Here is a 24,227-nt window from a genome sequence, read left to right on the forward strand (position 1 = left end):
GACGCCGATGCCTACCTTGTTCGACATGCTGACGCAGGCGCAGAACGGCAACGGCATGCAGGCCCTTGCCCAACAATACGGGCTTTCGATGCAGCAGACGCAGGCGGCGGTCGCCGCGCTGCTGCCGGCCTTTTCGCAGGGGCTGCAACGCAACACGGCCGACCCCTACGGGCTCGGCGCCTTCATGACCGCGATGGCCAGCGGCCAGCACGCCAAGTATTTCGAAGACGCAACCCGGGCCTTCTCGCCGCAGGGCGTCGATGAGGGCAACGGCATTCTCGGGCACCTGTTCGGCTCGAAGGATCTGTCGCGCGCCGTGGCCAGCCAGGCGGCGCAAGCGAGCGGTGTCAACCAGCAGATCCTGCAGCAGATGCTGCCGGCGATCGCCTCGATGCTCATGGGCGGGCTGTTCAAGCAGACGACAAATCAGATGCAAGCCGCCGGCGGCTTTGGCGGTGGCGGCAACAATCCGCTCGGCGAGATCATCGAGCAGATGATGCGGCAAGGTGGCGGCATGCAGGCCCCGGCGCCCCAGCCGCGCCAGGCGCCGCAGCCCCAGAACCCGATGGACAACCCGCTCGGCAAGGTTTTGCAGGACATGTTCGGCGGCGGGACGGCGCAGCCGCAAAGCCAGCCGCAGCCTCAGCAGACGCAAAGCCCTTATGGCAACAATCCGTTGGGCAAAATCTTCGAGGAGATCCTGCGGCAAGGCGGCGGTGGCGGCTTCGGAATCCCGGGCGGACAGCCTGCGCCGCAACAGCCTCAAGCGCCCCAGCGTCAGGCATCTCAGCCACAGGCCAATCCGAGCGGCAGGCCAAGGAATCCCTTCGACGACCTGTTCGGCAAGATGTTCGAAACCGGCGCACAGCAGCGTGACGACTACCAGAAAAGCGTGGAAACGATCTTCGACCAGTTCAAGCGGGACATGGACCGGCGGTAGTCGAAATCAGTGGGTGAGAGACTGGAGCAGATGAAAGCTCGTGGCATTGATCGACGAGGCAAAGAGACATGATCGACAGACTTGAATATCCGGTCGTCATTGCGCCACTTTCTGCAGAGGACGGAGGGGGGTTTTCGGCTTTGGTGCCTGATCTGCCAGGCTGCGTGAGTGACGGCGACACCCCTGAAGAGGCCATCGCGAATGTCCAGGACGCCATAGCATCTTGGATAGGGGCTGCGCATGAGCTCGGCAGGTCGATACCAAGGCCATCGCGAAAGCTGGCATTCGCCTGACTGCCAAAAGAAAAGCCCGGTCCTGGGAGGACCGGGCAGAGTGCAGGCGGGCCGGCGGGGACCCGGCAGGGAGTCGGGGCCTGCATACTTCTCAGTCGCGCCGAACCTCGAAAAGGTTCACGGTGACCTAAACAACAAGCAACAGATCAAGCCACCTTGCGGGCAATGTCCTTGATCGTCTCGATGCGATCGCTGGCAATTTCGCGCAACATCGCCGTCGGGTCGCGGCCGAACGGCACGTCGATGGCGACATGCAGGTCGGCGCGCGTCAGGCCGATATCGGCGAGTTCGGCATCCGACATCTCGCCAAGGCGGTAGAAGGCGCGGCGGTTTTTCCAGGCGCGGTAGACGTTGGAAATGGTGTTTGCCACGCGCGTCGCAACGGCCGGACGCGAGGTGATGCGCGAGGTCTCGGTGGCGAAATCAAACGTGGTCATTGTCGGTCTCCTTCAGACTCGAACGAGCAAGGCCAGGCAATCGGCGCTGGCGACAGCGGCCGTTCCGGTCCCAATTCACATGCTTTCATGTGGACAATGCGAATTTGCCATGATGCGATTGATTAATCCAACGAATGTTTCTAATCCTAGGCATCAACACTAGTGATGGATCATATCGATGAAATCGCCGCTCGATCTGGATCAATTGCAAACTTTCATCTCGATCGCCGACACCGGCAGCTTCACCAGAGCCGCCGAAGAGGTGCACCGGACCCAGTCGGCGGTGTCGATGCAGATGCGCCGGCTGGAGGAGCGGATCGGCAAGCCGCTGTTCGAAAAGGACGGGCGCACCAACAGGCTGACCGAGGAAGGCGACAAGCTGCTCTCCTACGCGCGCCGGCTGCTCTATCTCAACCGCGAGACGCTGGCGGCCTTCGACGACCGGCGGCTCGAAGGCACGATCCGCATCGGCACGCCGGACGATTATGCCGACCGTTTCCTGCCCGAGATCATGGCGCGGTTCACGCGCTCCAATCCGCGCGTCGAACTGACCGTCATCTGCGAGCCGACGCCGGGGCTGGTCGAGCATATCAAACGCGGCAATCTCGACCTGGCGCTGGTGACGCACAACGACGTACGCGGCCAGTCGGAGGTGGTGCGGCGCGAACCGCTGCTGTGGGTCACCTCGGCCAACCATGCGACGCACGAGCAGCAGACGCTGCCGATGGCCTTTGGCCGGCCGAACTGCATCTGGCGGCGCGCCGCCGTCGAGGTGCTCGACCAGCAGAACCGCGACTATCGCATCCTGTTCACCAGCTTCTCGGCCACCGTCATCACCGCCGCTGTGCTTTCGGGCCTGGCGATCTCGGTGCTGCCGGAATGCGCGCTGCGGCCGGGCATGCGGGTGCTGGGTGAAGCCGACGGCTTCGGCGCCTTGCCCGATTGCCGCATCGGCATCATGCGCGGCCAGACGTCGCGACCGGAGATCGTCGATGCGCTCGCCCGCCATATTTCGGAGAGCCTGGACAATATTTCCGTGCCGCTCAGCGAAGACACCGGGACATTCGATTTCGCAGCGCTCGCCTTCAGCAAGCTGCGGCGAACCAAGCCAAACCAGATCCTGCCCGGTTGGTAGGCGGGTCAGGCATGCGGGTTATGAACGCCTGGCCTGGCGCGGCCACCTTGACGCGGGCGCCCAACCGTTCCCCAATCGGCCGATGAGCGACGCACCATCCGAATCACGCACCAACGCCGCCGAATACACGGTGAGCGAGATTTCCGGCGCGCTGAAGCGCACGGTCGAGGACGTCTTCGGCAATGTGCGGGTGCGCGGCGAAATCTCGGGCTATCGCGGGCCGCATTCCTCAGGTCATGCCTATTTCGCGCTGAAGGACGACCGTGCCCGGCTCGACGCCGTGGTGTGGAAGGGCACGATGAGCCGGCTGAAGTTCCGCCCCGAAGAGGGGATGGAAGTGATCGCCACCGGCAAACTCACCACCTATCCCGGCAAGTCCAACTATCAGATCGTCATCGACAATCTGGAGCCGGCCGGCGCCGGCGCCCTGATGGCGCTGCTGGAAGAGCGCAAACGGCGGCTGCAGGCCGAGGGCCTGTTCGACACCGGCCGCAAGCGGTTGCTGCCATTCATGCCGCGCGTCATCGGCGTCGTCACCTCGCCAACAGGGTCCGTCATCCGCGACATCATCCACCGCATCAAGGACCGGTTTCCGCTGCACATCCTGGTCTGGCCGGTACGTGTGCAGGGCGAAACGTCAGGCGCGGAAGTGACCGCCGCGGTCAACGGCTTCAACACGCTGGCCCAGGATGGCGCCATCCAGCGCCCCGATCTGCTGATCGTGGCACGCGGCGGCGGCAGCCTCGAAGACCTCTGGGGCTTTAACGACGAGGCGCTCGCCCGTGCCGTTGCCGCCTCCGCGATTCCGGTGATTTCGGCCGTAGGCCACGAGACCGACTGGACGCTGATCGATCTCGTCGCGGATGTGCGGGCACCGACCCCGACCGGTGCGGCCGAGATTGCAGTGCCGGTGAAGGCGGACCTTGAAGCCACGCTTGCCGGCCTCGGCGCGCGGCTCAAGGCGGCGGTCCTGCGCAATTTCGAACGCAAGCGGCAGGCAGCCCGTGCGGCCGCCCGTGCTCTCCCCTCGCCCGATCAATTGCTGGCGCTGCCGCGGCGACGCCTCGATGATGCGACGAGCCGGCTCGGCCGCGGCCTGATGGTCTCCACCGAACGAAAGCGGGCACGGTTCTTCGCTGTAAAGCTGACACCGGCGATGCTGTCCCAGCGGATTGCCGAGGCGCGGCGCACCAACGAGCGCAATCTTTTGCGGGCACAAGGGGCGCTACGTGCGTTGGCAAGAGCCCGACGTGCGGAATTAAATCGTGCGGCGGACCAGTTGCCAAAATGCGCCAGAGCATCGCTGCAGCGGCACAGGCAGCAACTGGCTTTGCTGCAAGGCCGCATCACGATCGAGCCCACAGCGCGGCGGCAACGCGTGCAGAGGGATTTCCTGACAGCATTAACCAGACGCGGCACGCAAGCCGTGGTGCTCAGGCTGGAGCGTTTGCGCGGCCGCGTTGTCCAAGCCGACAGGCTGATGGCGACGCTGTCGCACAAGGCGGTGCTGGCACGCGGCTTCGCGTTGGTGAAGGACGCCGACGGAGCGGTGATCAAGCAGGCGTCCGAGGTGGCGTCGGGAATGGCGCTTTCGCTTGAGTTCGCGGACGGCACCGCCGATGCGATTGCAACCAGCGGCACGGCAAAACCGAAAGCGGTGGCCAAACCAGCAGCCAGGACCAAAGAGCCCGGCAACCAGGGATCGCTGTTCTGAGACCATGACCGACAATCCGGACCATCTGGCAACGCCTTCCGGCAAGCCGCGCGCGCGGAGTTTCGGCATCGGCTTCGACGGGACACCCGGGCCGTTCAACGCGATCACCGATGTGCCCGGCGTGGCGGTCGGTTACGCGACGGTGATTTCCGGCGACGGCGCGCTCGTCGTCGGCCGGGGTCCGGTGCGCACCGGCGTGACCGCGATCCTGCCCAGGCCGTGCGCCGACCTTGCCACGCCGGTCTTCGCCGGCATCTTCAGCCAGAACGGCAATGGCGAACTGACCGGCTCGCACATCGTCGAGGAAACCGGCGCTTTCAACTTTCCGATCACCATCACCAACACGCATTCCTGCGGTGTCTCACGCGACGGCACGCTGCGCTGGATGCAAAGCGTGCTGTCGGCGGCGCTCGACAGCGCCTGGGGCCTGCCGGTGGCGGCGGAGACCTATGACGGCTTCCTCAACGACATCAACGGCCACCATTTGACTTTTGAGCACGTCGCCCAGGCCCTCGACGGTGCGACCAGCGGACCGATCGAGGAAGGCAGCGTCGGCGGCGGCACCGGCATGATCACCTTCGGCTTCAAGGCAGGTTCAGGGACCGCGTCGCGCGTCGTCGAATGGCAAGGCCATGCCTACACCGTCGGCGCCTTCGTGCAGTCGAATTTCGGCAAGCGACACAATTTTACCATTCGTGGTCTGCGTGCCGGGCCGGAACTCGTCGAACCGGCGATCCACGAAGGTGCGCCGCGCGCCGAAAAGGGCTCGATCATCGCCGTCATCGCCACCGATGCGCCGTTCCTGCCGCACCAGATGAAGCGGCTGGCACGCCGGGTGCCGCTCGGCGTCGCCATGACCGGCGGCTTCGGCTATCACAGCTCCGGCGATATTTTTCTCGCCTTCTCGACCGCTAATCCCGCAGCGGCTCTGGCGCCGTCAGGCAGCATCGCCAGTGCCGATTTCATCCCTGACACCGACATCGATCCGTTTTTCGACGCGGTGATCCAGGCCGTGGAGGAAGCGATCCTCAACGCGCTGGTCGCCAATGACGACATGAGCGGACGCGACGGCAATTTCGTGCCGGCGCTGCCGAAGGCCTGGCTGAAAGAAAAATTTGGCTGAAAGCGATCGTTGAAACGAAAACGCGGGCCAAACAAAGCCCGCGTGTTTCAGATGGGGGTCGCCCCCTAGAGCAGTTCACCGTTCACGGAAACGGCGAACCGCTCCAATTTCTTGTCTCGACGCAATTCCCAAGGGAAAGCGCTATGCGCTATTCCCGGGAAAACCGTTTCACATTTTTCCTGGAATTGCTCTAAGCGGTCATTCCGCGGCTTTGCTGGACGCCTGCTGCTGCTCGTCGGCCTCGGCCGCTTCCTCGAGCCTGGAGGCAATGAGTTCCTTGATGTCGCCGACTTCCTCCTGGATATCCTCCAGGGGTATGCCGACTTCGGCCGCCTTGGCGGCGCATTCCTTGGCCAGTGTCTCGGCCTGCTTCTCGATCCGGGCCTCGGAAGGCTGGCAGTGGACCTTTTCGCCGATCCATTCCTGCAAGAATTCGATCGCGTGTTCACTCATACTGCTATTCCCTTGCGGCAAAGCCGGTTGGTAATCATAAACGTCGGCACCCAGTAAAGGATGCATGTCCCCATTCCAGCCGAGTCGCGGTCACTCGGCAAGCCGATACCGTCCAAGGTCCACAGAGCCATAGGAAATCGAAGGGTCAAGAACATTTTCTGATTCTGGAGGAGTCGGTACCGTTGGCTGGTCACACCCAGCGTTGCGCCACTGTTTCTATTTGCTTTTTTCCGGTTTCCGAGCCGATTTTCGTCACAATAGATGGCGCAACACACAACACATTTACAGTTGCTTCGGGGTGCTGCCCTCAGGCGCGCGGATCGAAGCCGCCGCTATATAGTGACATCTTCATGCAATGTCGACTCCGCTCGCCATCCTGCTTCTTTCCGCCGCGCCGAAGGGCGGAAACAAGCTGGGATGGACAACCTTGCCGCAGGGTTCAAGCTTCAGACGTGCACAGCCAAGACCGCCGCGCAGTCGCCGGCCTTGACCAGGCCGGGGAAATGCCGCGCCGCCAGCATGCCCGACATTTTTGCCCGGATTTCCTGGGGGGCGATGCCGGTGCGACCGGTGGAATGGATGCGGGCCAGCACCGCGCCTTCTTCGACGGGCTCGCCAAGATCGATCATGGTTTCGATCATGCCGTCATCCTCGGCGAACGAAAAACAATCGCCCGATGGCATGTCGAGCCACTGCGTCGGGCTCTTCTCGACCGCCCCGGCAACGATGCCGGTATGACGCAGCACATTGAGAATACCGCGCCGCGCGATCCGTACGGTTTGCGCGCGGGAGGTCCCGCCGCCGCCAAGCTCGGTGCTGACAAAGACCTTGCCCATCTCCTCGGCAGCCGTGTCGTACATGCCGACAGCGTCGATCTCGATCATGCGCATCGAGAACGGGGCAGAAAATGCCGCAACCGCGTCGAAAGCTTTCTGTTCCAGTGGCTTGTCGGGCAAAGTGTGCGCGGCGCAGAACGGCACGAAGTCCAGTGTCCTGCCGCCGGAATGGAAGTCGAACACGATGTCGGCGCGAGGCAGCAACTCACGTTGAAAATAGTCGGCGATCTTCTCGGTCACCGTGCCGTCCGGCCGGCCGGGAAAGCTGCGGTTCATATTGCCCTTGTCGATCGGCGAGGTGCGAGTGCCAGCGCGGAAGGCTGGATAGTTCATCGCCGGCACGATGATCACGGTACCGCTGACATGCCTGGGATCGAGCGTGCGGGCGAGGTCGTAGAGCGCCAGCGGCCCCTCATACTCGTCGCCATGGTTGCCGCCGGTCAGCAGTGCTGCCGGCCCCTTGCCGTTGCGGATGACGCAGATCGGAATCATCACCGAGCCCCACGCCGAATCGTCGCGGCTGTAGGGCAGGCGCAGGAAACCATGCTGGACGCCGTCACGGTCGAAATCCACCGTCGGCGCGATCGGTGATGGGCGTAGACTCGACATCGGGTTCAATCCTTCACCACCAGTTTGCGCGGCACATTGGCCAGGCACTCTACACCGGTTTCGGTGATCAGGATGGACTCGGTGATCTCCAGTCCCATCGTTTCCAACCACAGGCCGGTCATGAAGTGGAAGGTCATGCCCGGTTTGAGCTCGGTGCGGTCGCCGGGACGCAGGCTCATCGTGCGTTCGCCCCAGTCCGGCGGATAGGACAAGCCGATCGGATAGCCGGTGCGGTTGTCCTTGACGATGCCGTATTTCTTCAGCACGTCGAAGAAGCCATTGGCGATATCCTCGCAGGTGTTGCCGGGTTTCGCTGCCGCCAGGCCCGCTTCCATGCCCTCCAGCGTTGCCTTCTCGGCATCGAGGAATTCCTGCGTCGGCTTGCCGAGGAAAACGGTGCGCGACAGTGGGCAATGGTACCTGTTGTAGCAACCGGCGATTTCGAAGAAGGTGCCCTCGCCCCGCTGCATCGGTTTGTCGTCCCAGGTCAAATGCGGCGCCGAGGCGTCGGCCCCCGACGGCAACAACGGCACGATCGCCGGATAGTCGCCGCCAATTCGCCCCTCTGGGCCGTCGACGCCGCGCGTGCCGGCATCATAGATCTCGGCGACGAGATCGCATTTGCGCATGCCGACCTCGATCTTGTCTACGATGCGCTGGTGCATCGCCTCGACGATGCGGGCGGCCTTGCGCATATAGTCGATCTCGGTCGGGCTCTTGACCGCGCGCTGCCAGTTGACCAATGCGGTGGCGTCGACGAAGCGGGCGTTGGGCAGATGCCTCTGCAGCGATGCGAAAGCGGCGGCAGAGAACCAGTAATTGTCCATCTCGACGCCGATGGTGAGCTTGCCCCAGCCGCGATCGGCAAGCACGCTCGACAAGAAATCCATCGGGTGGCGCTCGGTCGACTGCACATAGTGATCGGCATAGCCGACGATGTTGTCATGCGCGAGATAGGCGGTGCGCTTGGCGCCGTTGGCGTCCTGGCCGCGGCCATACCACACGGGCTCGCCCGACGGCGGAACGATGACGGCCTGATGCACATAAAACGACCAGCCGTCATAGCCGGTCAGCCAAGCCATGTTGGAGGGATCGCTGACGATCAAGAGGTCGACGCCCTTCGCTTCCATGGCTTTGCGCGTCTTGGCTAGGCGTTCTGCATATTCGCCTCGCGAGAATTTCAGGTTCGGCTGCATTGTTCTTGGTCCTCGTTTGTTGGGCCTCGGAACCCGCTTCAACTTCGTTGAATCTGGCTCCAGTCAATTTTCTTGTTTGAGCATGATCCCTTCGGAAAACCGGTTCCCACTTTTCCGGATCATGCTAATTTTCTTGTTTGAGCATGATTTCTCCGGAAAACCGCTTCCCGCTTTTCCGGATCATGCTCCTGCGGCCAGCATCAGCTTTCGAAAATGGTCCCGGAATTGGCCGCCCGCGCACGGTCGCGGGCGAGCGTGGCTATTGCCGTATCCTGCACGCCGGTGCCGGTCAGGTCGGCAATGGTGATGTCCCCGGCCGAACGCCGGCCGTGTTTTGCGCCAGCGATGATCTGGCCAAGTTCGGTCACCTCCGCATCGCCAGCCACCACACCCGCCGCGATGGCATGATGCAGTTCGCCCAGGCGCCGCGTCTGGCGGGCACTGTCGGCGACATAGAGATCGGCCATGCGCAGGATTGCCGGGGCGATCTCGTTCTTGTGCTCGGCGTCGGAGCCCATCGCGGTGATGTGCTGGCCCGCGGAAACAAACCCCGCCTTGATCAGCGGCTCGGTCGCCGGCGTCGTGGTGACGATTATGTCGGCGCCGACGACCGCGTTTGCAGGGTCGGATTCGACGCGCACGGTGATGCCGAGCTTTTCGCGCAAGGCAGCGGCGGTCATCTCTGCCTTGGCGGCATCGCGCGCCCAGATGCGTGCCTCGGCGATCGGCCGCACCAGCATGAGTGCTTCGAGTTGCAGCCCGGCCTGAACGCCGGCACCGAAGATCGCGGCAACCGACGAGTCCTGCCGCGACAGATGTTTGGCGGCGACGGCACCGGCGGCGGCCGTGCGGATGTCGGTCAGATAACCATTGTCGAGCAGCAGCGCCTCGACCAGACCGGTTTTGGCCGACAACAGCACCATCATGCCGTTGACGCTGGGCAGGCCGAGCTTCGGATTGTCGAAGAAGCCGGGGCTGATCTTGATGGCGAAGCCATCGATGCCCGGCACATAGGCGGTCTTCACGTCGACCTCGCCGCGATGCTCGGGAATGTCGAGCCGCATGATCGGCGGCATAGCCACCGGCAGGGTGGCGAGCGCGCGGAAGGCGTTTTCAATGCAGGCTACGGCATCAAGATCGAGCGTCACGATCGCGCGCAATTCAGCTTCGGTGAGAATTGTAATCCGGCTCATGCTGCGCGCTCCTTGAGCGACGGTGCCTCGCCGCAAACGATCTTGCGGTGCAGGTCCATGTCGATGTTGCGGCCGGAAAGCAGAACAATCACCGGCCCGTCCGACCTGACCTTGCCGGCGAGCAGCGCCGCGATGCCGACCGCGCCGGCGCCCTCGGCGATCTCGCGTTCTCGTTCGTAGGCATGGCGGATCCCGGCGGCGATCTCGTCCTCGCCAAGCAGTATGACATCGTCGAGCAGGTCGCGGCACATGGCGAAGGTCAGCCGGTTGTCGAGGCCGATGCCGCCGCCGAGCGAATCCGCCAGCGTCGGCAACTCCTCCACCAGCACCGGATGGCCGGCATCGAGGCTGGCCTTCATCGCCGCACCGCGCGCCATCGAAACGCCGATGATTTTTGTCCCGGGATTGACGCCTTTGATGGCTGCGGCAACGCCGGAGGCGAGCCCGCCGCCAGAGAGCTGGACCAGAACGAGGGCAGCATCCGGGACCTGCTCGATCATCTCCAGCCCGAGCGTGCCTTGCCCGGCAATGATGGAAGGATGGTCGAAGGGTGGCAGCATCACCAGCCCCTCCTGCGCCACCAGCCGATCGACTTCCTGCTGGGCATCGTCCTGGCTGTTGCCGACGATGCGGACTTCCGCGCCAAGCCGGCGGATTTCGTCGAGCTTGTTGCCCGGCACCAGCCGCGACATGCAGATCACCGCGCGCATGCCTTCGAGCTTCGCCGCATGGGCAAGCGCCCGGCCATGATTGCCGGTCGACGCCGCGACCGCGCCGCGCGCCTTCTCGTCGGCGCTCAGCGAAGCGACGGCATTCGAGGCGCCGCGCAGCTTGAAGCTGCCGGTGGTTTGGCGATGTTCGAGCTTGAGGTGAACCTGTGCGCCCAACTGTTCGGAAAGACTCGGGGACAGCACGGTCGGCGTACGCTCGACCTTGCCGGCGATGCGCTCACGCGCGGCGCGAATGTGTTCTAGCGTAACCTGTGTCATGATCATCAATCACGCGGCAATGGCAGCGTCATCAGACGGCCGGATTCGGGATGGGCTGTCTCGTCGCCGCAAAGCCGCAGACAATTCCAGGCGGTCGCCTGGTTGCTGGTCACCACGGGACGGCCGATCGCCTTTTCCATGCCGGTGACCGCGAGGGCAGCACGCAGCGCCGTGCAGGACACGAACAGCGCGTCGGCGCTGGCATCGGTCGCATCACGCGCCAGATCGACAAGCGCTGCCGGGGCGATGCGCGCCATCTCGCGGTCGTCCTCGAAGCCGAGACAGGTGAAGCTGGCGATGTCGAACCCCCGCGCCGCGAAATAGGCCGCCATCGGCCTAGATGTCTCGACCGTGTAGGGCGTGAGAATGCTGATCCTGTTTGCGCCGAGCGCACGCAGCCCGCGTACGCCCGCCCTCGGCGGCGTGACGACGGGCACGCCGGGTTTGGCGGCCTGGATCGCGGCCTCGATCTCGGCATCGCCGATCACCACCGAGGCCGACGTGCAGGAATAGCAGATGGCATCAAGCGGCTCATCCGGAAGGATCAGGGCCGCGCCCGCCGTCAGCGCCGGCTGCATCTTGCGCAGATTTTCCGGTGTCGTCGGGTTGGCGTAGGGAATGCGCGCGACGTAGACGCCGATCCGCTCGCTCGCCACCATGCGGCGAAAATCCGGCTCGCTGGTGTGGTCGGTAGCCAGGATGATCAGGCCGACGCGACGCTCAAGCGGGCGCGCATCCAGTGACGGCCGTTTCGGATAGACCTTTATCTCGGGCAAGGGTTTCATCGGTTACCTCTCGATCTTGCCGTAGCGGCGTTCCAGCCAGCGTAGCAGAATGACCGAAAACAGACTGATGACGAGGAAGAAAGCACCGACCAGCGTGATCGGCTCGATGTAGCGATAATAGGTGTTGGCGACGCTTTTCGCCTGGTTCATCAACTCCAGCACGGTGATCGCCGACAGCAGCGGCGTTTCCTTGAACATGGCGATGAAATAATTGGCCAGCGCTGGGATCATCGGCGGAATGGCCTGCGGAATGATGATGTGGGTCCAGGTCTGCCTGGCGCCCAGATTACACGCCTTGGCTGCCTCCCATTGGCCGCGCGGCACATTGTCGATGCCGGCGCGGTAGACTTCCGCCGTGTAGGTGCCGTAGTGCAGCCCGAGCCCGATGACACCGGCCACCAGCGGCGGCAACAGGATGCCGATGTCGGGCAGTACGTAGAAGATGAAATAGAGCTGCACCAGCAACGGCGTGCCGCGAATGAACTCGGCCAGGAAGCCGACCGTGCGCGACAACGCCTTGTTGGGCGAGCGGCGCGCCAGCGCGATGCCAAGACCGACGATCGCCGCCAGCACCGAACCGAGCAGCGTCGCCAGGATGGTGATCTTCACCCCCTGGATCAGCGTCGGCATGATTTCCCAGACGAAATTCCAATCCCATTCCATCAGCAGGCCCAATTTATCAGAAAGGCATTCGCCATCAGACGCGCATCCCATCGAGGCCGCGCGCCATGCGGCGTTCCAGCGAGCGCACGCCCCATGAGATGAGCAGCGCCAGGATGAAATAGATGAACAGGATGGTGGTGAAGGGCACCATGGTGTTACCGGTCTGGGCGCGCACCACCTGCGCCTGGAAGGTCAGGTCGGTGAGCGAGATCAGCGACACAACGGCGGTCGCCTTGAGCAGTTCGATGGCGTTGTTGCCGAAGGTGGGCAACATCACCAGCAGCGCCTGCGGCAAGATGATGTGACGCATGGCTTGCCAGCGGCCGAGATTGAGCGCGGTGCAGGCCTCGTATTGTTCGCGGCCGATCGACTGGATGGCGCCACGCACCACTTCGGCGGCATAGGCGCCGACATTGAGGCCGAGCGCCAGCACGCCGGCCTGCAGCGGCGTCAGCGAAATACCGGCAAAAGGCAGCACGAAATAGGCCCAGAACAACTGCACGAAGATCGAGGTGCCACGAAAGAATTCGATATAGGCGGTGGCCAGCGCGCGCAGCACGAAGAAACGCGACAGCCGCCCCATCCCGGCGAGAAAGGCCATGAACAGGGCAAGCACCGACCCCATCAGCGTCAGCTCGATGGTGACAAGCGCTCCCTGCAATATCAGGCCGACATAGCCGGACCACTGGGTCATCTAGGTTCCAACGTTGGTTTAGCTCCTTCTCCCCGTTGACGGGGAGAAGGTGCCGGCAGGCAGATGAGGGGCGGCGCTAAACTCTCAGAAGTTGGCGCTGCCCCTCGTCCGGCCCTTCGGGCCACCTTCTCCCCGTGAAACGGGGAGAAGGAAAAAGAAAAGCCCTACTTCGCCGCGCAGAGCTTGTCGCGCGTCGTCGACATCGCCGCTGCCGCCGAGAAGCCGTAGGGCTCGATGATCTTGGCGAACTCGCCCGATGTCTTCAGCTTGGCCAGTTCGACGTCGAAGGCGTCGCGCAGCGCCTCGTCGCCCTTCTTGAAGGCGGCGCCGTCGCAATAGACCGGCGCGCCCTGCACCGGCGCGATGACTTCGAGGTTCGGATCATTGGCTTTCTTGACCAGGTCGTTGATCGACAGAACAGGCAGCGAGTAAACGTCGATGCGGCCATCCTGCAGCATCTTCACGCCGCTCTGGCCATCCGGCACAACGATGACACGCTCGCGCGGCACGCCGGCATTGAGCGCCAGTTTCTCTTCGGTGCCGCCGCCGGGCGCGCCGATGGTTGCGGTGGCGTCCTTGGCGACATCCTCATAGCTCTTGAAACCCTTCGGATTGCCCTTCTTCACCAGCATCGCCTCGGCGTCGCACAGCACCGGTTCCGAATAGGCAACGGCGGCGCAGCGCTCCGGCTTCATGAACAGGCCGGCGGTGACGACGTCGAAGCGCCCGGCCTGCAGGCCGGGGATCATCGCGCCGTACTCCGAGATCGAGGCGACGATGTCGGCGACGCCGAGGCGCTTGAAGATCTCGCGCGCCACATCGGGCGCAGCGCCCGAAACCTTGCCGTCGGCGGCGACCGCCGTATAGGGCGGCTCGTTGGCGATGGCGACGCGGGCAAAGCCTTGCGCCTTGAGCTGCTCGAGCTTGCTGTCGTCGGCCGAACCGGCGGTCGAGGCGGCCAGCACCGCGGTTAGCGCAAGGCCGGCGACACCGGCCAGAATGCCAAGTTTCTTCATTGTTCCCAACTCCTTGTTTCTTGTCTTGCTTTTGTTCCGGATGGCCTCGCCACCCCTGGCATTGCGGTCAGACGCGATGTCCGGCCGCGATGATCTTCTTCAGGAAGCCTTGCGTACGCTCCTGCTTTGGATTGCGGAAAATCTCGTCGGGCTTGCCTTCCTCGACGATCTTGCCGCGATCGAAGAACAGCACCCGGTCGGCGAAATCATGGGCAAAACCCATCTCGTGGGTGACCAGCAGCATGGTCATGTCGGTTTCGGCGGCGAGCTTGCGCATGACGTTCATCACCTCCTCGACCAACTCCGGATCGAGCGCCGACGTCACCTCGTCGAACAGCATGATCTTCGGCGACAGCGCGAGTGCTCGGGCGATCGCGACGCGTTGCTTCTGCCCGCCGGACAATTGCGCCGGCATGCTTTTAGCCTTGTCGGCCATGCCGACCATCTCGAGCAGTTCCATCGCCCGCTTTTCGGCGGCCGCACGCGGCGTGCCCTTGGTCAGCATCGGCGCCAAAGTGACATTGTCGATGACGCATTTGTGCGGAAACAGGTTGAACAGCTGGAAGACCATGCCGATCTTCTGGCGCATCCTTGTGAGGTGCCGCTCGTCGGCGGGCAGCAACTGGCCGTTGCGCTCCATGTGGTAGAGTTGCTCGCCGTCGATCTGGATATGACCGCCATCGATGCGCTCCAGCGTCATCAGGATGCGCAGGATCGTCGTCTTGCCCGAGCCCGACGGGCCGATCAGCGCCAGCTTCTCGCCAGGCATGACCTGCATCGACAGGCCGTCCAGCACTTTGAACGTGCCGAAGCTTTTGGAAATGGCGTCGATCTTGATGATGGGCGTGGGCACTGCGGTTCCCCGTCCTGGAGAGGTCTATGCTCTTAACGATGCGGAACGCGCCAAATCATGTCAATTGGGAAAATAATACCATGACAATTATTCTGATTCCGCACAATTTCCGAGCACTTCGGCCTAGATAGCGAGCAACAGATGTTCCGGATCGCCAAGCAAAAGCTTGGTGACAACGCCGAGGCCGGCGCGCAGTTCCCCTTCAGTGGTCGAGCCCAGCGAGATGCGCACCGCCGGATGCCAGGGCGCATCCGAAATGCGGAAGGATGTGCCGGGCGCGATCGCCACGCCCTGCAGCCGGGCCTGGGCGACAAAACTTTCCTCGGCGCGGTCGGCGGGCAGTTGCAGCCAGACATGCAGCCCGTCGCGCCGGGCGCGATAGTCGACCCCGGCCAGCACCTCCGCCGCGATATCCAGCCGCCGACGCAGCGCCGCGCGCTGCCAGTGGACAAGTTCCATCGCGGTGCCGTCGGTCACCCATTTGGTGGCGATCTCGGCCACCAGCGGCGTCGCCATCCAGTTCGAGACCAGATGCCGGTTGGCGACGGCGGCGACATAGCGGTCGGGCGCGGCGAGATAGCCGATGCGCAAGCCTGGCACCACGATCTTGGTAAAGGAGGTGACGTAGAGCGTGCGCTCTGGCGCAAACGCGGCGACCGGCGGCGGCCGGTCCTCGACCAGCGGGCCGAGCACATCGTTCTCGATGATGGCGATGTCGTGCTTGCGTGCGACGGCGGCGATCTGCTCGCGCCGCGCCGCATCCATCAGCGTCGCCGTCGGATTGATCACCGAGGGCTGCACGAAGACGGCGCGGATATCGGAAAGCCGGCAAGCCTCGTCCAGCGCTTCCGGGATCAGCCCATTGTCATCAATCGGCAGCCCCTCGAGATTGAAGCCGAGATAGCGGGCCAGCGGCACCAGCGTATGGTGGCCGATCGCCTCGGTGGCAACCGTCGAGCCCGGCGGCGCCACGCTCATCAGCGCCACCGTCATGCCGGCGGTGGCGCCGTTGGTCAGGCTTATGTTCTGCGCGGAGGTGTCGAGCCCGCACAGTCGAAGCCATTCGACCGCCACCGCGCGGTGACGTGGAAACACCATGTTGGGACGGAACGAAAGTGCCGAACTCGACGGCAGATTCTCCGCCAGCCAGCCCAGCGCCTGCTTCAGCCGCTCCAGATGCATCGGTTCGCAGACAGGCTTCAGGATCGACAGATCGATGACTTCGCCGAGCCGCTCCGGCAGATAAGGCGGTTCCGGCTCGCGGCGCTGCGTCTGGACGAAACTGCCGCGGCCGATCTCGCCCGAAATCAGGCCGCGGCGGATCAATTCCTCATAGGCGCGGCTGACGGTCTGCACCGAAAGTTTGAGGTCGTCGGCCAGTCGGCGGTGGGTCGGCAGCCGCGCACCATTGGCAAGGCGCCCGTCATGGATGGCGCGCGCGAACTGGTCGGCAAGCGACTGATAGGCTGGCCGTCGGATGAGCTTGGGATCGGGACGCCACAATGTCATGACTTATTAGAGATCGAAATCAGTGCAATTGACAATCGAAATAATGCGCCCTCATGGTACCGTCGACGAAAAAGTGGGCCCTTATGACTTCAGCGAAACTCGACCCGATCGACCTGAAAATCCTCGACGCCATCCAGCGAGACGGACGCATCACCAAGCTGGCGCTGGCCGAACAGGTCGGCCTGTCGCCGACGCCGTGCTGGATGCGGCTGCGCAAGCTGGAAAAGGCCGGCATCGTCTCGGGCTATCACGCCAGGATCGCCATGCGCGTCGTCGCCCCCGTCGCCACCGTGCTGATGGAGGTGACGCTGGCCAACCACCGCCAGGCCGATTTCGACCGCTTCGAGCGCGTCATCCGCGACATTCCCGAGATCGTCGCCTGCTGGTCCGTCGGCGGCGGCGTCGACTATGTGCTGAAGGTGATGGCGCGCGACATCGACGCCTACCAGCGCCTGGTCGATGGCTTGCTCGAGCGTGAAATCGGCATCGATCGCTACTTCACCTACATCGTCATCAAGACAGTGAAGGACGAGATTGCGCTGCCCATAGCCGACCTTTTGCCGGCGTCGGCTTGAGGTCGATCTCCCCTACTGTACACCCCAGGAGACTGATCGAAACACCCGTCACTTCGTCATCCACGGGCGGAGCAAAGAGCGCAGCGACGCGGCGCAGACCCGAGGATGACGAAGGCGGGGAGCTTTCGGCCAATCTCCAGGGTTTAGTAGCGCCCATCGGCCAGTAGAGAGATCATCTGCGCCCACGGGCCAATAGAGACAATCTCTCTCTATGGGGCTGTCCAAACAGCCTCTCTGTCCGCATAGGACGGATAGTCTTCCCCGCATCATTCCGAACCGGGAGGCCTCGAACCATGTCCGCGCATTTTGCCCGCTCGCATCGCCATGAAGCGCTCGATCGCCTCGTCGACCGCCGGCTGCTGCGTGAGCTCGCCTATGTCGATGGCCACTGGACTGCAAGCGAAGCTGCTGAAAGCTTCGAAGTCACCGATCCGGCCACCGGCACCACCGTCGCTTTCGTCGCCGCGCTCGATGGCAAGCAGACGACAAAGGCGATCGATGCAGCCGCGTGCGCCTTTCCGGCCTGGCGTTCACTGTTGCCGCAGGAGCGCTCGAGGATCCTGCGAAAATGGTTCGAGCTGATCATCGCCGCAAAGCAAGACCTCGCTCTGCTGATGACACTGGAACAGGGCAAGCCGCTGCGGGAGTCGCTCGGTGAAATCGACTATGCCGCTTCCTTCGTCGAATGGTATGCGGAAGAAGCAAAACGTCTGAACGCCGAGAGCGTAACAAGCCATCTGCCGAACGCCGAAATGATGGTGCGGCGTGAACCGCTCGGTGTCGTCGGTGTCGTCACGCCGTGGAATTTTCCGGCGGCGATGCTGACCCGCAAGGCGGCGGCAGCTCTGGCCGCCGGCTGCACCATCGTCGCGCATCCCTCCTCGGAAACGCCGTTGTCGGCGCTGGCGCTGGCCGAACTTGGCGAACGCGCCGGCCTGCCTGCAGGCGTCTTCAACATCGTCACCGGCAAAGCCGCGACAATCGTCGGACGGATGTGCGAAGATCCGCGCGTTCGCGCCATGAGTTTCACCGGCTCGACCGAGATCGGCCGGCTGATCGCCGCGCAGAGTGCGCCGACGATGAAGCGGCTGGTGATGGAGCTTGGTGGCCATGCACCGCTGATCGTCTTTGCCGATGCCGATCTGGACAAAGCGCTTAACATTGCCATCGATGCCAAATTCGCCACGTCGGGCCAGGACTGCCTCGCCGCCAACCGCATGTATATCCAGCGTCCGATCTACGATCGCTTCTGCGCAGCTTTCGCCCAGCGCATCGAGACGCTGCGGACCGGCAATGGCCTTGCCGACGATACCAACATCGGTCCGCTGATGCATGAGCGCGCCGTCAAGAAGGTCGAGGAACAGGTCGCCGACGCACTGACCCACGGCGCGCGCTGCCTCACCGGCGGCAAGCGCCATGAGACCGGGCCGCTATTCTACCAGCCGACGCTGCTGGCCGATGTCGCGGACGAAGCGCTGATCATGCGCGAAGAAACCTTTGGACCGGTTGCCGCCGTGACGCCGTTCGACAGCGAGGACGAGGTGATCGCCCGCGCCAACGCCACCGAATATGGCCTCGTCGCTTATGTCGTGACCGAGAACGGCGCCCGCCAGCAGCGCATGGGCCGCGCGCTCGACTACGGAATGGTCGCCATCAACCGCGTCAAGATCACCGGCGCGCCGATACCGTTCGGCGGCGTCAAGCAATCCGGCATCGGCCGCGAAGGCTCGCGCCACGGGCTCGAAGCCTTCACCGATCTGAAGTATCTCTGCCTGGACATCTCGTAATTCGTCCGGCCATCCCTCAAGGAGTCAAAAAATGCTCGATCAGTCCAACGAACTCGCCGCCTGGGATCGCGATCACTTGTTCCATCCCTCGACCCATATGGGCACGCACGCGCGTGGCGAGAGCCCGACGCGCATCATGGCCGGCGGTGAAGGCGTCACCGTGTGGGACAACAATGGCAAGAAGAGCCTCGATGCGTTCGCCGGCCTCTATTGCGTCAATGTCGGCTACGGCCGTCAGAAGATCGCCGATGCCATCGCCGCCCAGGCGAAGAACCTCGCCTACTACCACGCCTATGTCGGCCACGGCACCGAGGCCTCGATAACGCTGGCCAAGATGATCATCGACCGCGCGCCGAAGGGCATGTCGAGGGTGTATTTCGGCCTGTCGGGATCGGACGCCAACGAAACCAACATCAAGCTGATCTGGTATTACAACAACGTGCTCGGTCGGCCGGAGAAGAAGAAGATCATCTCGCGCTGGCGCGGCTATCACGGCTCGGGCGTGATGACGGGATCGCTGACCGGGCTCGACCTGTTCCACAACGCCTTCGACCTGCCGCGCGCGCCGATCCTGCACACCGAGGCGCCCTACTATTTCCGCCGCGCCGACCGCTCGATGAGCGAGGAGCAGTTCTCGCAACACTGCGCCGACAAGCTCGAGGAGATGATCCTGGCCGAGGGGCCGGAAACGGTCGCCGCCTTCATCGGCGAGCCGATCCTCGGAACCGGCGGCATCGTGCCGCCGCCCGCCTTCTACTGGGAAAAGATCCAGGCGGTGCTGAAGAAATACGACGTGCTGCTGGTCGCCGACGAAGTGGTGACGGGCTTCGGCCGGCTGGGCACCATGTTCGGCTCCGACCACTATGGCATCAAGCCGGACCTGATCACCATCGCCAAGGGTCTGACCTCGGCCTACGCGCCGCTATCGGGCGTCATCGTCGCCGACAAGATGTGGCAGGTGCTGGTGCAAGGCTCCGACAAGCTCGGCTCGCTCGGTCATGGCTGGACCTATTCGGCGCATCCGATCTGCGTTGCCGCCGGCGTCGCCAATCTCGAATTGATCGACGAGATGGACCTGGTGACAAATGCCCGCGAGACAGGCGCCTATTTCCGCGCCGAGCTGGCCAAGGCGGTCGGCGGCCACCAACATGTCGGCGACGTGCGCGGCGACGGCATGCTGGCAGCGGTCGAGTTCGTTGCAGACAAGGACGACCGGGTGTTCTTCGACGCTTCGCTCAAGATCGGGCCGCAGGTGGCGACAGCGCTTGCCGCAAGCGGCGTCATCGGCCGCGCCATGCCGCAGGGTGATATCCTGGGCTTCGCGCCGCCGCTCTGCCTGACCCGTGAGGAAGCCGACATCGTCGTTTCGAAGACCGCCGATGCGGTCAAGAGCGTGTTCGCCAATCTCTGAGATCGACCATGAATGCCATGACTAAGAATGCCATGACCAGAACCCTCCCCGCCACCATGGCCGCCGTGCTGCTCACCGGGCACGGCGGACCGGAGAAACTCGTCTACCGCGGCGATGTGAAAGTGCCCTCGCCTGCTCCTGGTGAGGTGCTGGTGAAAGTCAGCGCCTGCGGGATGAACAACACCGATGTCTGGGTGCGCCAGGGCGCCTATGGCACGGAAGAGGACGCGGCCGCGGTGTCGACATGGCGGCGCCAGGGCAACACGCTGAGCTTCCCGCGCATCCAGGGCACCGATACTGTCGGCACCATCGCCGCTGTCGGCGAGGGTGTTTCGCCTGACCGTATCGGCGAACGGGTAATGGTCGATTTCTCCATCTACAATCGCGACGACGATTCGCTCGCCGACATCGACTATATGGGCCACGGCCGCGACGGCGGTTACGCCGAGTACCAGGCCGTGCCGGCCGAGAATGCCCATGTCGTCGACACGGACATGACCGATGTCGAACTCGCCACCTTCTGCTGCGCCTATCTGACCGGCGAACAGATGCTGGAACGCGCGGGCCTGAAAGCCGGCGAACGCGTGCTGGTCACCGGCGCCTCGGGCGGCGTAGGCTCCGGCATCGTGCAATTGGCACGGGCGCGCGGCGCCGTCCCCTATGCCGTCGTCGGCAGGGGCAAGGAGCAGGCGGTGCGCGACATCGGCGCCGAGGCTGTCATCACCCGTGGCGTTGCCGACCTGCCGCAAGCCGTGGCGGAGGCGACCGGCGGCCAGCCGATCGACGTTGTCGCCGACCTCGTCGGCGGCGCCATCTTCAACGACCTGTTGCGTATTTTGAGACCCGAGGGCCGCTACACCACCGCCGGCGCGATCGCCGGCCCGGTCGTGCAGCTCGATCTCAGGACCATGTACCTGAAGCAATTGCAGCTGCATGGCTCGAGCCAAGGCACGCGCGCGGATTTTCGCCGCATCGTCGGGTACATCGAGGCGAAGAAAATCCGGCCACTGGTCGGCGGAGTCTACAAGCTCTCCGATTTCCACCATGCGCAGGCGGATTTCATCGCCAAGGATTTCGTCGGCAAGCTGGTGGTGGTGCCGGATGCGATGTGGGGTTCGGCTGGCTGAATAACCTATGCCTCAACACTGCCTCGATGCGGAAATGATTGCGCCGTCCGAAACCAGCACGAAAAATGGCCGGGCTCGAATACGGCCCGGCCAAAAGAAGGTCAAAACCTTCAGAGGGGAACACCGTCCGGCGGAATGGGAGGAAACCGCCGAACGGTTTTACCTATTTGAGCTTATTTCGACGGCTTGGCGACGAATGGAATTCCAAAAAATATCGAAAACGACAAAAATTCGTGCTCAGCAGCCCTCACGAGCCCGCGGCTCCGGTCTGCAGAAGATCGGCATAGTGGCGGCGTGCCACGTCGGGATGTGAACGCAGCCGGCTCTTGAGCACATTGGTCCCGACATCGCGGAACAATGGGTTGTCGGGATCGCTCGCCGGACCGCGCGCTTGCGCCGCCAGTTCCTCGGAAAGGCCGAAAAGCGGGATGGTGGCATCCAGCCGCGCGCTGAAGAAGAAGGGAACGGAAATCCGCTCGACGCCGGCAGGCGGCGTCACGACACGGTGCACGGTGGCGCGCAGATAGCCATTCGATGCCAGTTCGAGCAGTTCGCCGATGTTGACCACCAGCGTTCCGGGGAGCGGGTCGACATCCACCCAGCTTCCGTCATATTCGACCTGCAGCCCCTTGTTGTCGTCCTGCAGAAGCAGGGTCAGGAAGCCGCCATCCTTGTGCGCGCCGACGCCCTGGTCGCCTTCGGTCGCGTCACGGCCGGGATAGCGCACGATCTTCATGCGATGGTTGGGCGAGTCGCGGTAGATCGCGTCGAACGCGTCCTCGGGCTGATCGAGCGACAGTGCGAAGGCTTTCAGCAGCCGGATCGCCACCGCCGTCGCCTTGGTCTGCCATGCCAGCAGCGCCGGCTTGAGCTCCGGCAACGCCTGGGGCCACTGGTTCGGCCCTTGCAGCCGTGTCCAGGGTGCTACTCCCGGCCCTTGCGGGATGGGCTGGCGCTCGACGCCGATGTCGAGCTGCTCGCGCCAGTCGGCCGCGCCCCTGGTCAGTTCGCCGCCGGCACGGGTGTAGCCGCGAAACTGCGGGGATTTGACCATTTCGATGGCCAGCTTGTCGGCTTCCGGCAATGCGAAGAACCGGCGCGAGGCATCAAGCACGTCGTCGATCTCCGCGGCGGAAATTCCGTGGCCGCCGAGGTAGAAGAAGCCGACGTCCCGGGCTGCCGTACGCAGGTCCAGGAGAAAGGTGCGATGCTCGGACGCACCTTGTTCGAGACGGCTGAGATCGAGCACCGGCACAATTCTGGGCATGGTCGGGTTCCTTCTTTTCTCTGCCTTGCCTGGGAGAGGTAGAAGCGACCACAGGCAGGAGATCCGAGCACGGATCGCGCCTCCAAAGTGGCACGCGACGACCGCCGATCAAAGCAACGGGCACTCCAATCTGGTCCGAATGGAAGAACGCCGGCGCTGCGAATTGTGGCCTGTCGGCAAATAATGTTCCAAGCTGGTCCCGCAATGCATCGCGCGTGCCGTCTTTCGAGCGCGATCGTCCAATGGTGGGCGTGGCCGAAGAGGATCGGCAAGCAGCTAGCGGAACAGATATTTCGACACTTCCGGGTTTCCGCGACGCCACATCACGTTGTCCAGGAAGTAGTGGTGCACGTTGATGAATATCCACGCAATGAAGAGGAAAAGCGACGAGCCGAGCACCTGTTTGTCGTAGGGCACCAGGGCCGTCAGCGCCATCGGCACGAGCCAGAAACCAAGCGCGCCAAGAATTGTGCCGGCGACGATGAATATCAGCACCCGCAGCCTGTACATCGGTCCGGCTATGGACAGGACCTTGAGCTCCGGATCCCTGGCGGCATCCGCGCGGTCGCGCTCGACATTGGTCTGGTAACGCCAGACCACCGCCAGGTACTGCAACGAATGGAGCGCCGGCACCACGAGCAGCCAGAGCGGATTTATCGTCACGAACAGGATCCAGGCATAAAGGGTGACGACATAGGCGACGACGCCGTTATACGGCAGCGCGCCACCATGCTTGCGCCAGCGATTGACGAACATCACGACGGTGGCCGCCGAGGAAGCAGCGGCGACCGCAAGCGCGATGTCGAGGACCCATGGCGGAACAGCGAACGTGTAGTAATCCAGGCCCCAGAACTGCCGTTCGGTGATCACCGCGTTTGTCTGAAGCCAGGCGAACAGCCACACGGCATAGCCGTTGAACAGCAGCACCTTCTTGTCTTGGTCGCTGAAGAATTTGCGCTTCAACACGGCGTCCACCATCAGCATGCCGTAGCCTTGCTTGACGTAGTGCCAGCCGACGAAAAAGCCCATCGCATTGGTGGCATATCCCAACAGGCGAGCGTTCCCGGTTACCGAGCCATAGGCAAAGAAAGCGCACATGATCAGCGGAACGACAATGCCCGCGAAAATGTAACGAAGCTGGAGATTCCTGGCGTATCCATCTCCCCGCACCTTGCGCGCGAAATCGCGATAGAAAATCTGGTAGGAATGGGCGAAGTGAGGATGGTTTATCAGATTGGCGAGCAAGAGCATTACCGCCGCCACAAGACCTTCGTGTTTGAGAGGCACAAAGTACAGGACTGGCAGGAGCAGGAAAGCACTGCCACCAAGCATGAGAAAATCGATGAACGGACCAAAGAGATATTTCTGCGGTGCGACTGAAACCGGGGCATCCGCCGAAAGGTGAAGTGCCATGCTGCCTTCTCCCTGTGATCGTTTATTTAGCCATCGACCTGATTGCTGGGCAAGGTCCTCAGTCCCGTAGGGCTCCGAACTCAGGTTCACAAAAGACCTGACGACAGCCAGTCCGGCTGTGTCGGCAGCTTTTGTGCCGTTCATGATAGGAATTTTTTCTTGATTTCGTGACCTCAGCTATGGTACATCTTTGTCCATGGTGCTGATTT

23 protein-coding genes are annotated in these 24,227 nt (G+C 63.3%); 9 read left to right on the plus strand and 14 right to left on the minus strand.

The window, feature by feature from the left end; translation table 11 throughout:
• The first annotated feature begins 7 nt into the window (after positions 1 to 7).
• Both NKH02_RS14290 and NKH02_RS14295 read left to right on the plus strand, forming a co-directional pair.
• Positions 8 to 940 (plus strand): DUF937 domain-containing protein, encoded by a 933-nt coding sequence (locus NKH02_RS14290; protein WP_352879522.1) that lies wholly within the window; start codon positions 8 to 10, stop codon positions 938 to 940.
• A 68-nt stretch (positions 941 to 1,008) separates the two neighbouring features.
• A complete protein-coding gene (locus tag NKH02_RS14295; protein ID WP_352879524.1) occupies positions 1,009 to 1,233 on the plus strand; it encodes a type II toxin-antitoxin system HicB family antitoxin in 225 nt (74 codons plus the stop codon).
• A 146-nt stretch (positions 1,234 to 1,379) separates the two neighbouring features.
• Here NKH02_RS14295 and NKH02_RS14300 read toward each other — a convergent pair whose 3' ends face one another.
• Positions 1,380 to 1,670, minus strand: a complete 291-nt coding sequence (locus NKH02_RS14300) for a DUF1127 domain-containing protein (protein WP_352879525.1) — start codon at positions 1,668 to 1,670, stop codon at positions 1,380 to 1,382.
• A gap of 178 nt (positions 1,671 to 1,848) precedes the next feature.
• On the opposite strand from NKH02_RS14300, the gene NKH02_RS14305 reads away from it, so the two are divergent.
• The 3 genes from NKH02_RS14305 (at position 1,849) to NKH02_RS14315 (ending at position 5,642) form a co-directional block, all read left to right on the plus strand.
• Complete coding sequence (locus tag NKH02_RS14305; protein ID WP_352871635.1) at positions 1,849 to 2,805, plus strand: LysR substrate-binding domain-containing protein; 957 nt, start codon at positions 1,849 to 1,851, stop codon at positions 2,803 to 2,805.
• A gap of 82 nt (positions 2,806 to 2,887) precedes the next feature.
• Positions 2,888 to 4,519: an exodeoxyribonuclease VII large subunit gene (gene xseA / locus NKH02_RS14310; protein ID WP_352879527.1), complete on the plus strand. Its 1,632-nt coding sequence runs from the start codon at positions 2,888 to 2,890 to the stop codon at positions 4,517 to 4,519.
• 4 nt (positions 4,520 to 4,523) lie between these two features.
• The gene (locus tag NKH02_RS14315; protein WP_352879529.1) at positions 4,524 to 5,642 is read left to right on the plus strand and encodes a DmpA family aminopeptidase; all 1,119 of its coding nucleotides are present in this window, start codon (positions 4,524 to 4,526) and stop codon (positions 5,640 to 5,642) included.
• A gap of 198 nt (positions 5,643 to 5,840) precedes the next feature.
• Here the strand turns inward: NKH02_RS14315 and NKH02_RS14320 are convergent, their stop codons facing one another.
• The 11 genes from NKH02_RS14320 to ehuR form a co-directional block, all read right to left on the minus strand.
• A complete protein-coding gene (locus NKH02_RS14320; protein ID WP_352731361.1) occupies positions 5,841 to 6,095 on the minus strand; it encodes a hypothetical protein in 255 nt (84 codons plus the stop codon).
• A 446-nt stretch (positions 6,096 to 6,541) separates the two neighbouring features.
• Positions 6,542 to 7,540 carry a N(2)-acetyl-L-2,4-diaminobutanoate deacetylase DoeB gene (gene doeB, locus NKH02_RS14325; protein WP_352879530.1) on the minus strand — a complete coding sequence of 333 codons (999 nt, stop codon included), beginning with the start codon at positions 7,538 to 7,540 and terminating at the stop codon, positions 6,542 to 6,544.
• Positions 7,541 to 7,545: 5 nt separating this feature from the next.
• Entirely contained in the window at positions 7,546 to 8,736 is a 1,191-nt protein-coding gene (doeA, locus tag NKH02_RS14330) for an ectoine hydrolase DoeA (protein WP_352879532.1), read from the minus strand.
• 200 nt (positions 8,737 to 8,936) lie between these two features.
• Positions 8,937 to 9,929 carry an ectoine utilization protein EutC gene (eutC, locus tag NKH02_RS14335; RefSeq protein WP_352871641.1) on the minus strand — a complete coding sequence of 331 codons (993 nt, stop codon included), beginning with the start codon at positions 9,927 to 9,929 and terminating at the stop codon, positions 8,937 to 8,939.
• Entirely contained in the window at positions 9,926 to 10,918 is a 993-nt protein-coding gene (eutB, locus tag NKH02_RS14340) for a hydroxyectoine utilization dehydratase EutB (protein WP_352879534.1), read from the minus strand. Before eutB ends, eutC begins: the two co-directional genes overlap by 4 nt.
• A 5-nt stretch (positions 10,919 to 10,923) precedes the next feature.
• Positions 10,924 to 11,703: an ectoine utilization protein EutA gene (gene eutA, locus NKH02_RS14345; protein WP_352871643.1), complete on the minus strand. Its 780-nt coding sequence runs from the start codon at positions 11,701 to 11,703 to the stop codon at positions 10,924 to 10,926.
• Between the two features lie 3 nt (positions 11,704 to 11,706).
• A complete protein-coding gene (ehuD, locus tag NKH02_RS14350) occupies positions 11,707 to 12,366 on the minus strand; it encodes an ectoine/hydroxyectoine ABC transporter permease subunit EhuD (protein ID WP_352871644.1) in 660 nt (219 codons plus the stop codon).
• A gap of 34 nt (positions 12,367 to 12,400) precedes the next feature.
• A complete protein-coding gene (ehuC, locus tag NKH02_RS14355) occupies positions 12,401 to 13,060 on the minus strand; it encodes an ectoine/hydroxyectoine ABC transporter permease subunit EhuC (protein WP_352871646.1) in 660 nt (219 codons plus the stop codon).
• A gap of 164 nt (positions 13,061 to 13,224) precedes the next feature.
• Positions 13,225 to 14,076, minus strand: a complete 852-nt coding sequence (ehuB, locus tag NKH02_RS14360; protein ID WP_352871648.1) for an ectoine/hydroxyectoine ABC transporter substrate-binding protein EhuB — start codon at positions 14,074 to 14,076, stop codon at positions 13,225 to 13,227.
• Positions 14,077 to 14,143: 67 nt separating this feature from the next.
• A complete protein-coding gene (gene ehuA / locus NKH02_RS14365) occupies positions 14,144 to 14,929 on the minus strand; it encodes an ectoine/hydroxyectoine ABC transporter ATP-binding protein EhuA (protein WP_352871649.1) in 786 nt (261 codons plus the stop codon).
• Between the two features lie 123 nt (positions 14,930 to 15,052).
• Entirely contained in the window at positions 15,053 to 16,438 is a 1,386-nt protein-coding gene (gene ehuR / locus NKH02_RS14370; protein ID WP_352871650.1) for a MocR-like ectoine utilization transcription factor EhuR, read from the minus strand.
• An 83-nt stretch (positions 16,439 to 16,521) separates the two neighbouring features.
• On the opposite strand from ehuR, the gene NKH02_RS14375 reads away from it, so the two are divergent.
• The 4 genes from NKH02_RS14375 (at position 16,522) to NKH02_RS14390 (ending at position 21,338) form a co-directional block, all read left to right on the plus strand.
• Entirely contained in the window at positions 16,522 to 17,013 is a 492-nt protein-coding gene (locus NKH02_RS14375) for an Lrp/AsnC family transcriptional regulator (RefSeq protein ID WP_352871651.1), read from the plus strand.
• 293 nt (positions 17,014 to 17,306) lie between these two features.
• Positions 17,307 to 18,800 (plus strand): NAD-dependent succinate-semialdehyde dehydrogenase, encoded by a 1,494-nt coding sequence (locus tag NKH02_RS14380; protein ID WP_352879535.1) that lies wholly within the window; start codon positions 17,307 to 17,309, stop codon positions 18,798 to 18,800.
• A gap of 31 nt (positions 18,801 to 18,831) precedes the next feature.
• Entirely contained in the window at positions 18,832 to 20,211 is a 1,380-nt protein-coding gene (locus NKH02_RS14385; RefSeq protein ID WP_352879537.1) for an aspartate aminotransferase family protein, read from the plus strand.
• Between the two features lie 32 nt (positions 20,212 to 20,243).
• The gene (locus tag NKH02_RS14390; protein ID WP_352879539.1) at positions 20,244 to 21,338 is read left to right on the plus strand and encodes an alcohol dehydrogenase family protein; all 1,095 of its coding nucleotides are present in this window, start codon (positions 20,244 to 20,246) and stop codon (positions 21,336 to 21,338) included.
• A 247-nt stretch (positions 21,339 to 21,585) separates the two neighbouring features.
• Here NKH02_RS14390 and NKH02_RS14395 read toward each other — a convergent pair whose 3' ends face one another.
• Both NKH02_RS14395 and NKH02_RS14400 read right to left on the minus strand, forming a co-directional pair.
• On the minus strand, positions 21,586 to 22,605 hold the full coding sequence (locus NKH02_RS14395) for an isopenicillin N synthase family dioxygenase (protein ID WP_352879540.1): 1,020 nt from the start codon (positions 22,603 to 22,605) through the stop codon (positions 21,586 to 21,588).
• A 276-nt stretch (positions 22,606 to 22,881) separates the two neighbouring features.
• The gene (locus tag NKH02_RS14400) at positions 22,882 to 24,162 is read right to left on the minus strand and encodes a hypothetical protein (protein ID WP_352879541.1); all 1,281 of its coding nucleotides are present in this window, start codon (positions 24,160 to 24,162) and stop codon (positions 22,882 to 22,884) included.
• Positions 24,163 to 24,227 lie beyond the last annotated feature (65 nt).

Source organism: Mesorhizobium sp. M1396, from assembly GCF_040317725.1.
Taxonomy (GTDB): domain Bacteria; phylum Pseudomonadota; class Alphaproteobacteria; order Rhizobiales; family Rhizobiaceae; genus Mesorhizobium.

Bases quoted from the DNA above. Each gene is read 5' to 3' on its own strand.
- NKH02_RS14290 (WP_352879522.1), top strand. From the start codon at position 8: ATGCCTACCTTGTTCGACATGCTGACGCAGGCGCAGAACGGCAACGGC.
- NKH02_RS14295 (WP_352879524.1), top strand. From the start codon at position 1,009: ATGATCGACAGACTTGAATATCCGGTCGTCATTGCGCCACTTTCTGCA.
- NKH02_RS14300 (WP_352879525.1), bottom strand. From the start codon at position 1,670: ATGACCACGTTTGATTTCGCCACCGAGACCTCGCGCATCACCTCGCGT.
- NKH02_RS14305 (WP_352871635.1), top strand. From the start codon at position 1,849: ATGAAATCGCCGCTCGATCTGGATCAATTGCAAACTTTCATCTCGATC.
- xseA (WP_352879527.1), top strand. From the start codon at position 2,888: ATGAGCGACGCACCATCCGAATCACGCACCAACGCCGCCGAATACACG.
- NKH02_RS14315 (WP_352879529.1), top strand. From the start codon at position 4,524: ATGACCGACAATCCGGACCATCTGGCAACGCCTTCCGGCAAGCCGCGC.
- NKH02_RS14320 (WP_352731361.1), bottom strand. From the start codon at position 6,095: ATGAGTGAACACGCGATCGAATTCTTGCAGGAATGGATCGGCGAAAAG.
- doeB (WP_352879530.1), bottom strand. From the start codon at position 7,540: ATGTCGAGTCTACGCCCATCACCGATCGCGCCGACGGTGGATTTCGAC.
- doeA (WP_352879532.1), bottom strand. From the start codon at position 8,736: ATGCAGCCGAACCTGAAATTCTCGCGAGGCGAATATGCAGAACGCCTA.
- eutC (WP_352871641.1), bottom strand. From the start codon at position 9,929: ATGAGCCGGATTACAATTCTCACCGAAGCTGAATTGCGCGCGATCGTG.
- eutB (WP_352879534.1), bottom strand. From the start codon at position 10,918: ATGACACAGGTTACGCTAGAACACATTCGCGCCGCGCGTGAGCGCATC.
- eutA (WP_352871643.1), bottom strand. From the start codon at position 11,703: ATGAAACCCTTGCCCGAGATAAAGGTCTATCCGAAACGGCCGTCACTG.
- ehuD (WP_352871644.1), bottom strand. From the start codon at position 12,366: ATGGAATGGGATTGGAATTTCGTCTGGGAAATCATGCCGACGCTGATC.
- ehuC (WP_352871646.1), bottom strand. From the start codon at position 13,060: ATGACCCAGTGGTCCGGCTATGTCGGCCTGATATTGCAGGGAGCGCTT.
- ehuB (WP_352871648.1), bottom strand. From the start codon at position 14,076: ATGAAGAAACTTGGCATTCTGGCCGGTGTCGCCGGCCTTGCGCTAACC.
- ehuR (WP_352871650.1), bottom strand. From the start codon at position 16,438: ATGACATTGTGGCGTCCCGATCCCAAGCTCATCCGACGGCCAGCCTAT.
- NKH02_RS14375 (WP_352871651.1), top strand. From the start codon at position 16,522: ATGACTTCAGCGAAACTCGACCCGATCGACCTGAAAATCCTCGACGCC.
- NKH02_RS14380 (WP_352879535.1), top strand. From the start codon at position 17,307: ATGTCCGCGCATTTTGCCCGCTCGCATCGCCATGAAGCGCTCGATCGC.
- NKH02_RS14385 (WP_352879537.1), top strand. From the start codon at position 18,832: ATGCTCGATCAGTCCAACGAACTCGCCGCCTGGGATCGCGATCACTTG.
- NKH02_RS14390 (WP_352879539.1), top strand. From the start codon at position 20,244: ATGACCAGAACCCTCCCCGCCACCATGGCCGCCGTGCTGCTCACCGGG.
- NKH02_RS14395 (WP_352879540.1), bottom strand. From the start codon at position 22,605: ATGCCCAGAATTGTGCCGGTGCTCGATCTCAGCCGTCTCGAACAAGGT.
- NKH02_RS14400 (WP_352879541.1), bottom strand. From the start codon at position 24,162: ATGAACGGCACAAAAGCTGCCGACACAGCCGGACTGGCTGTCGTCAGG.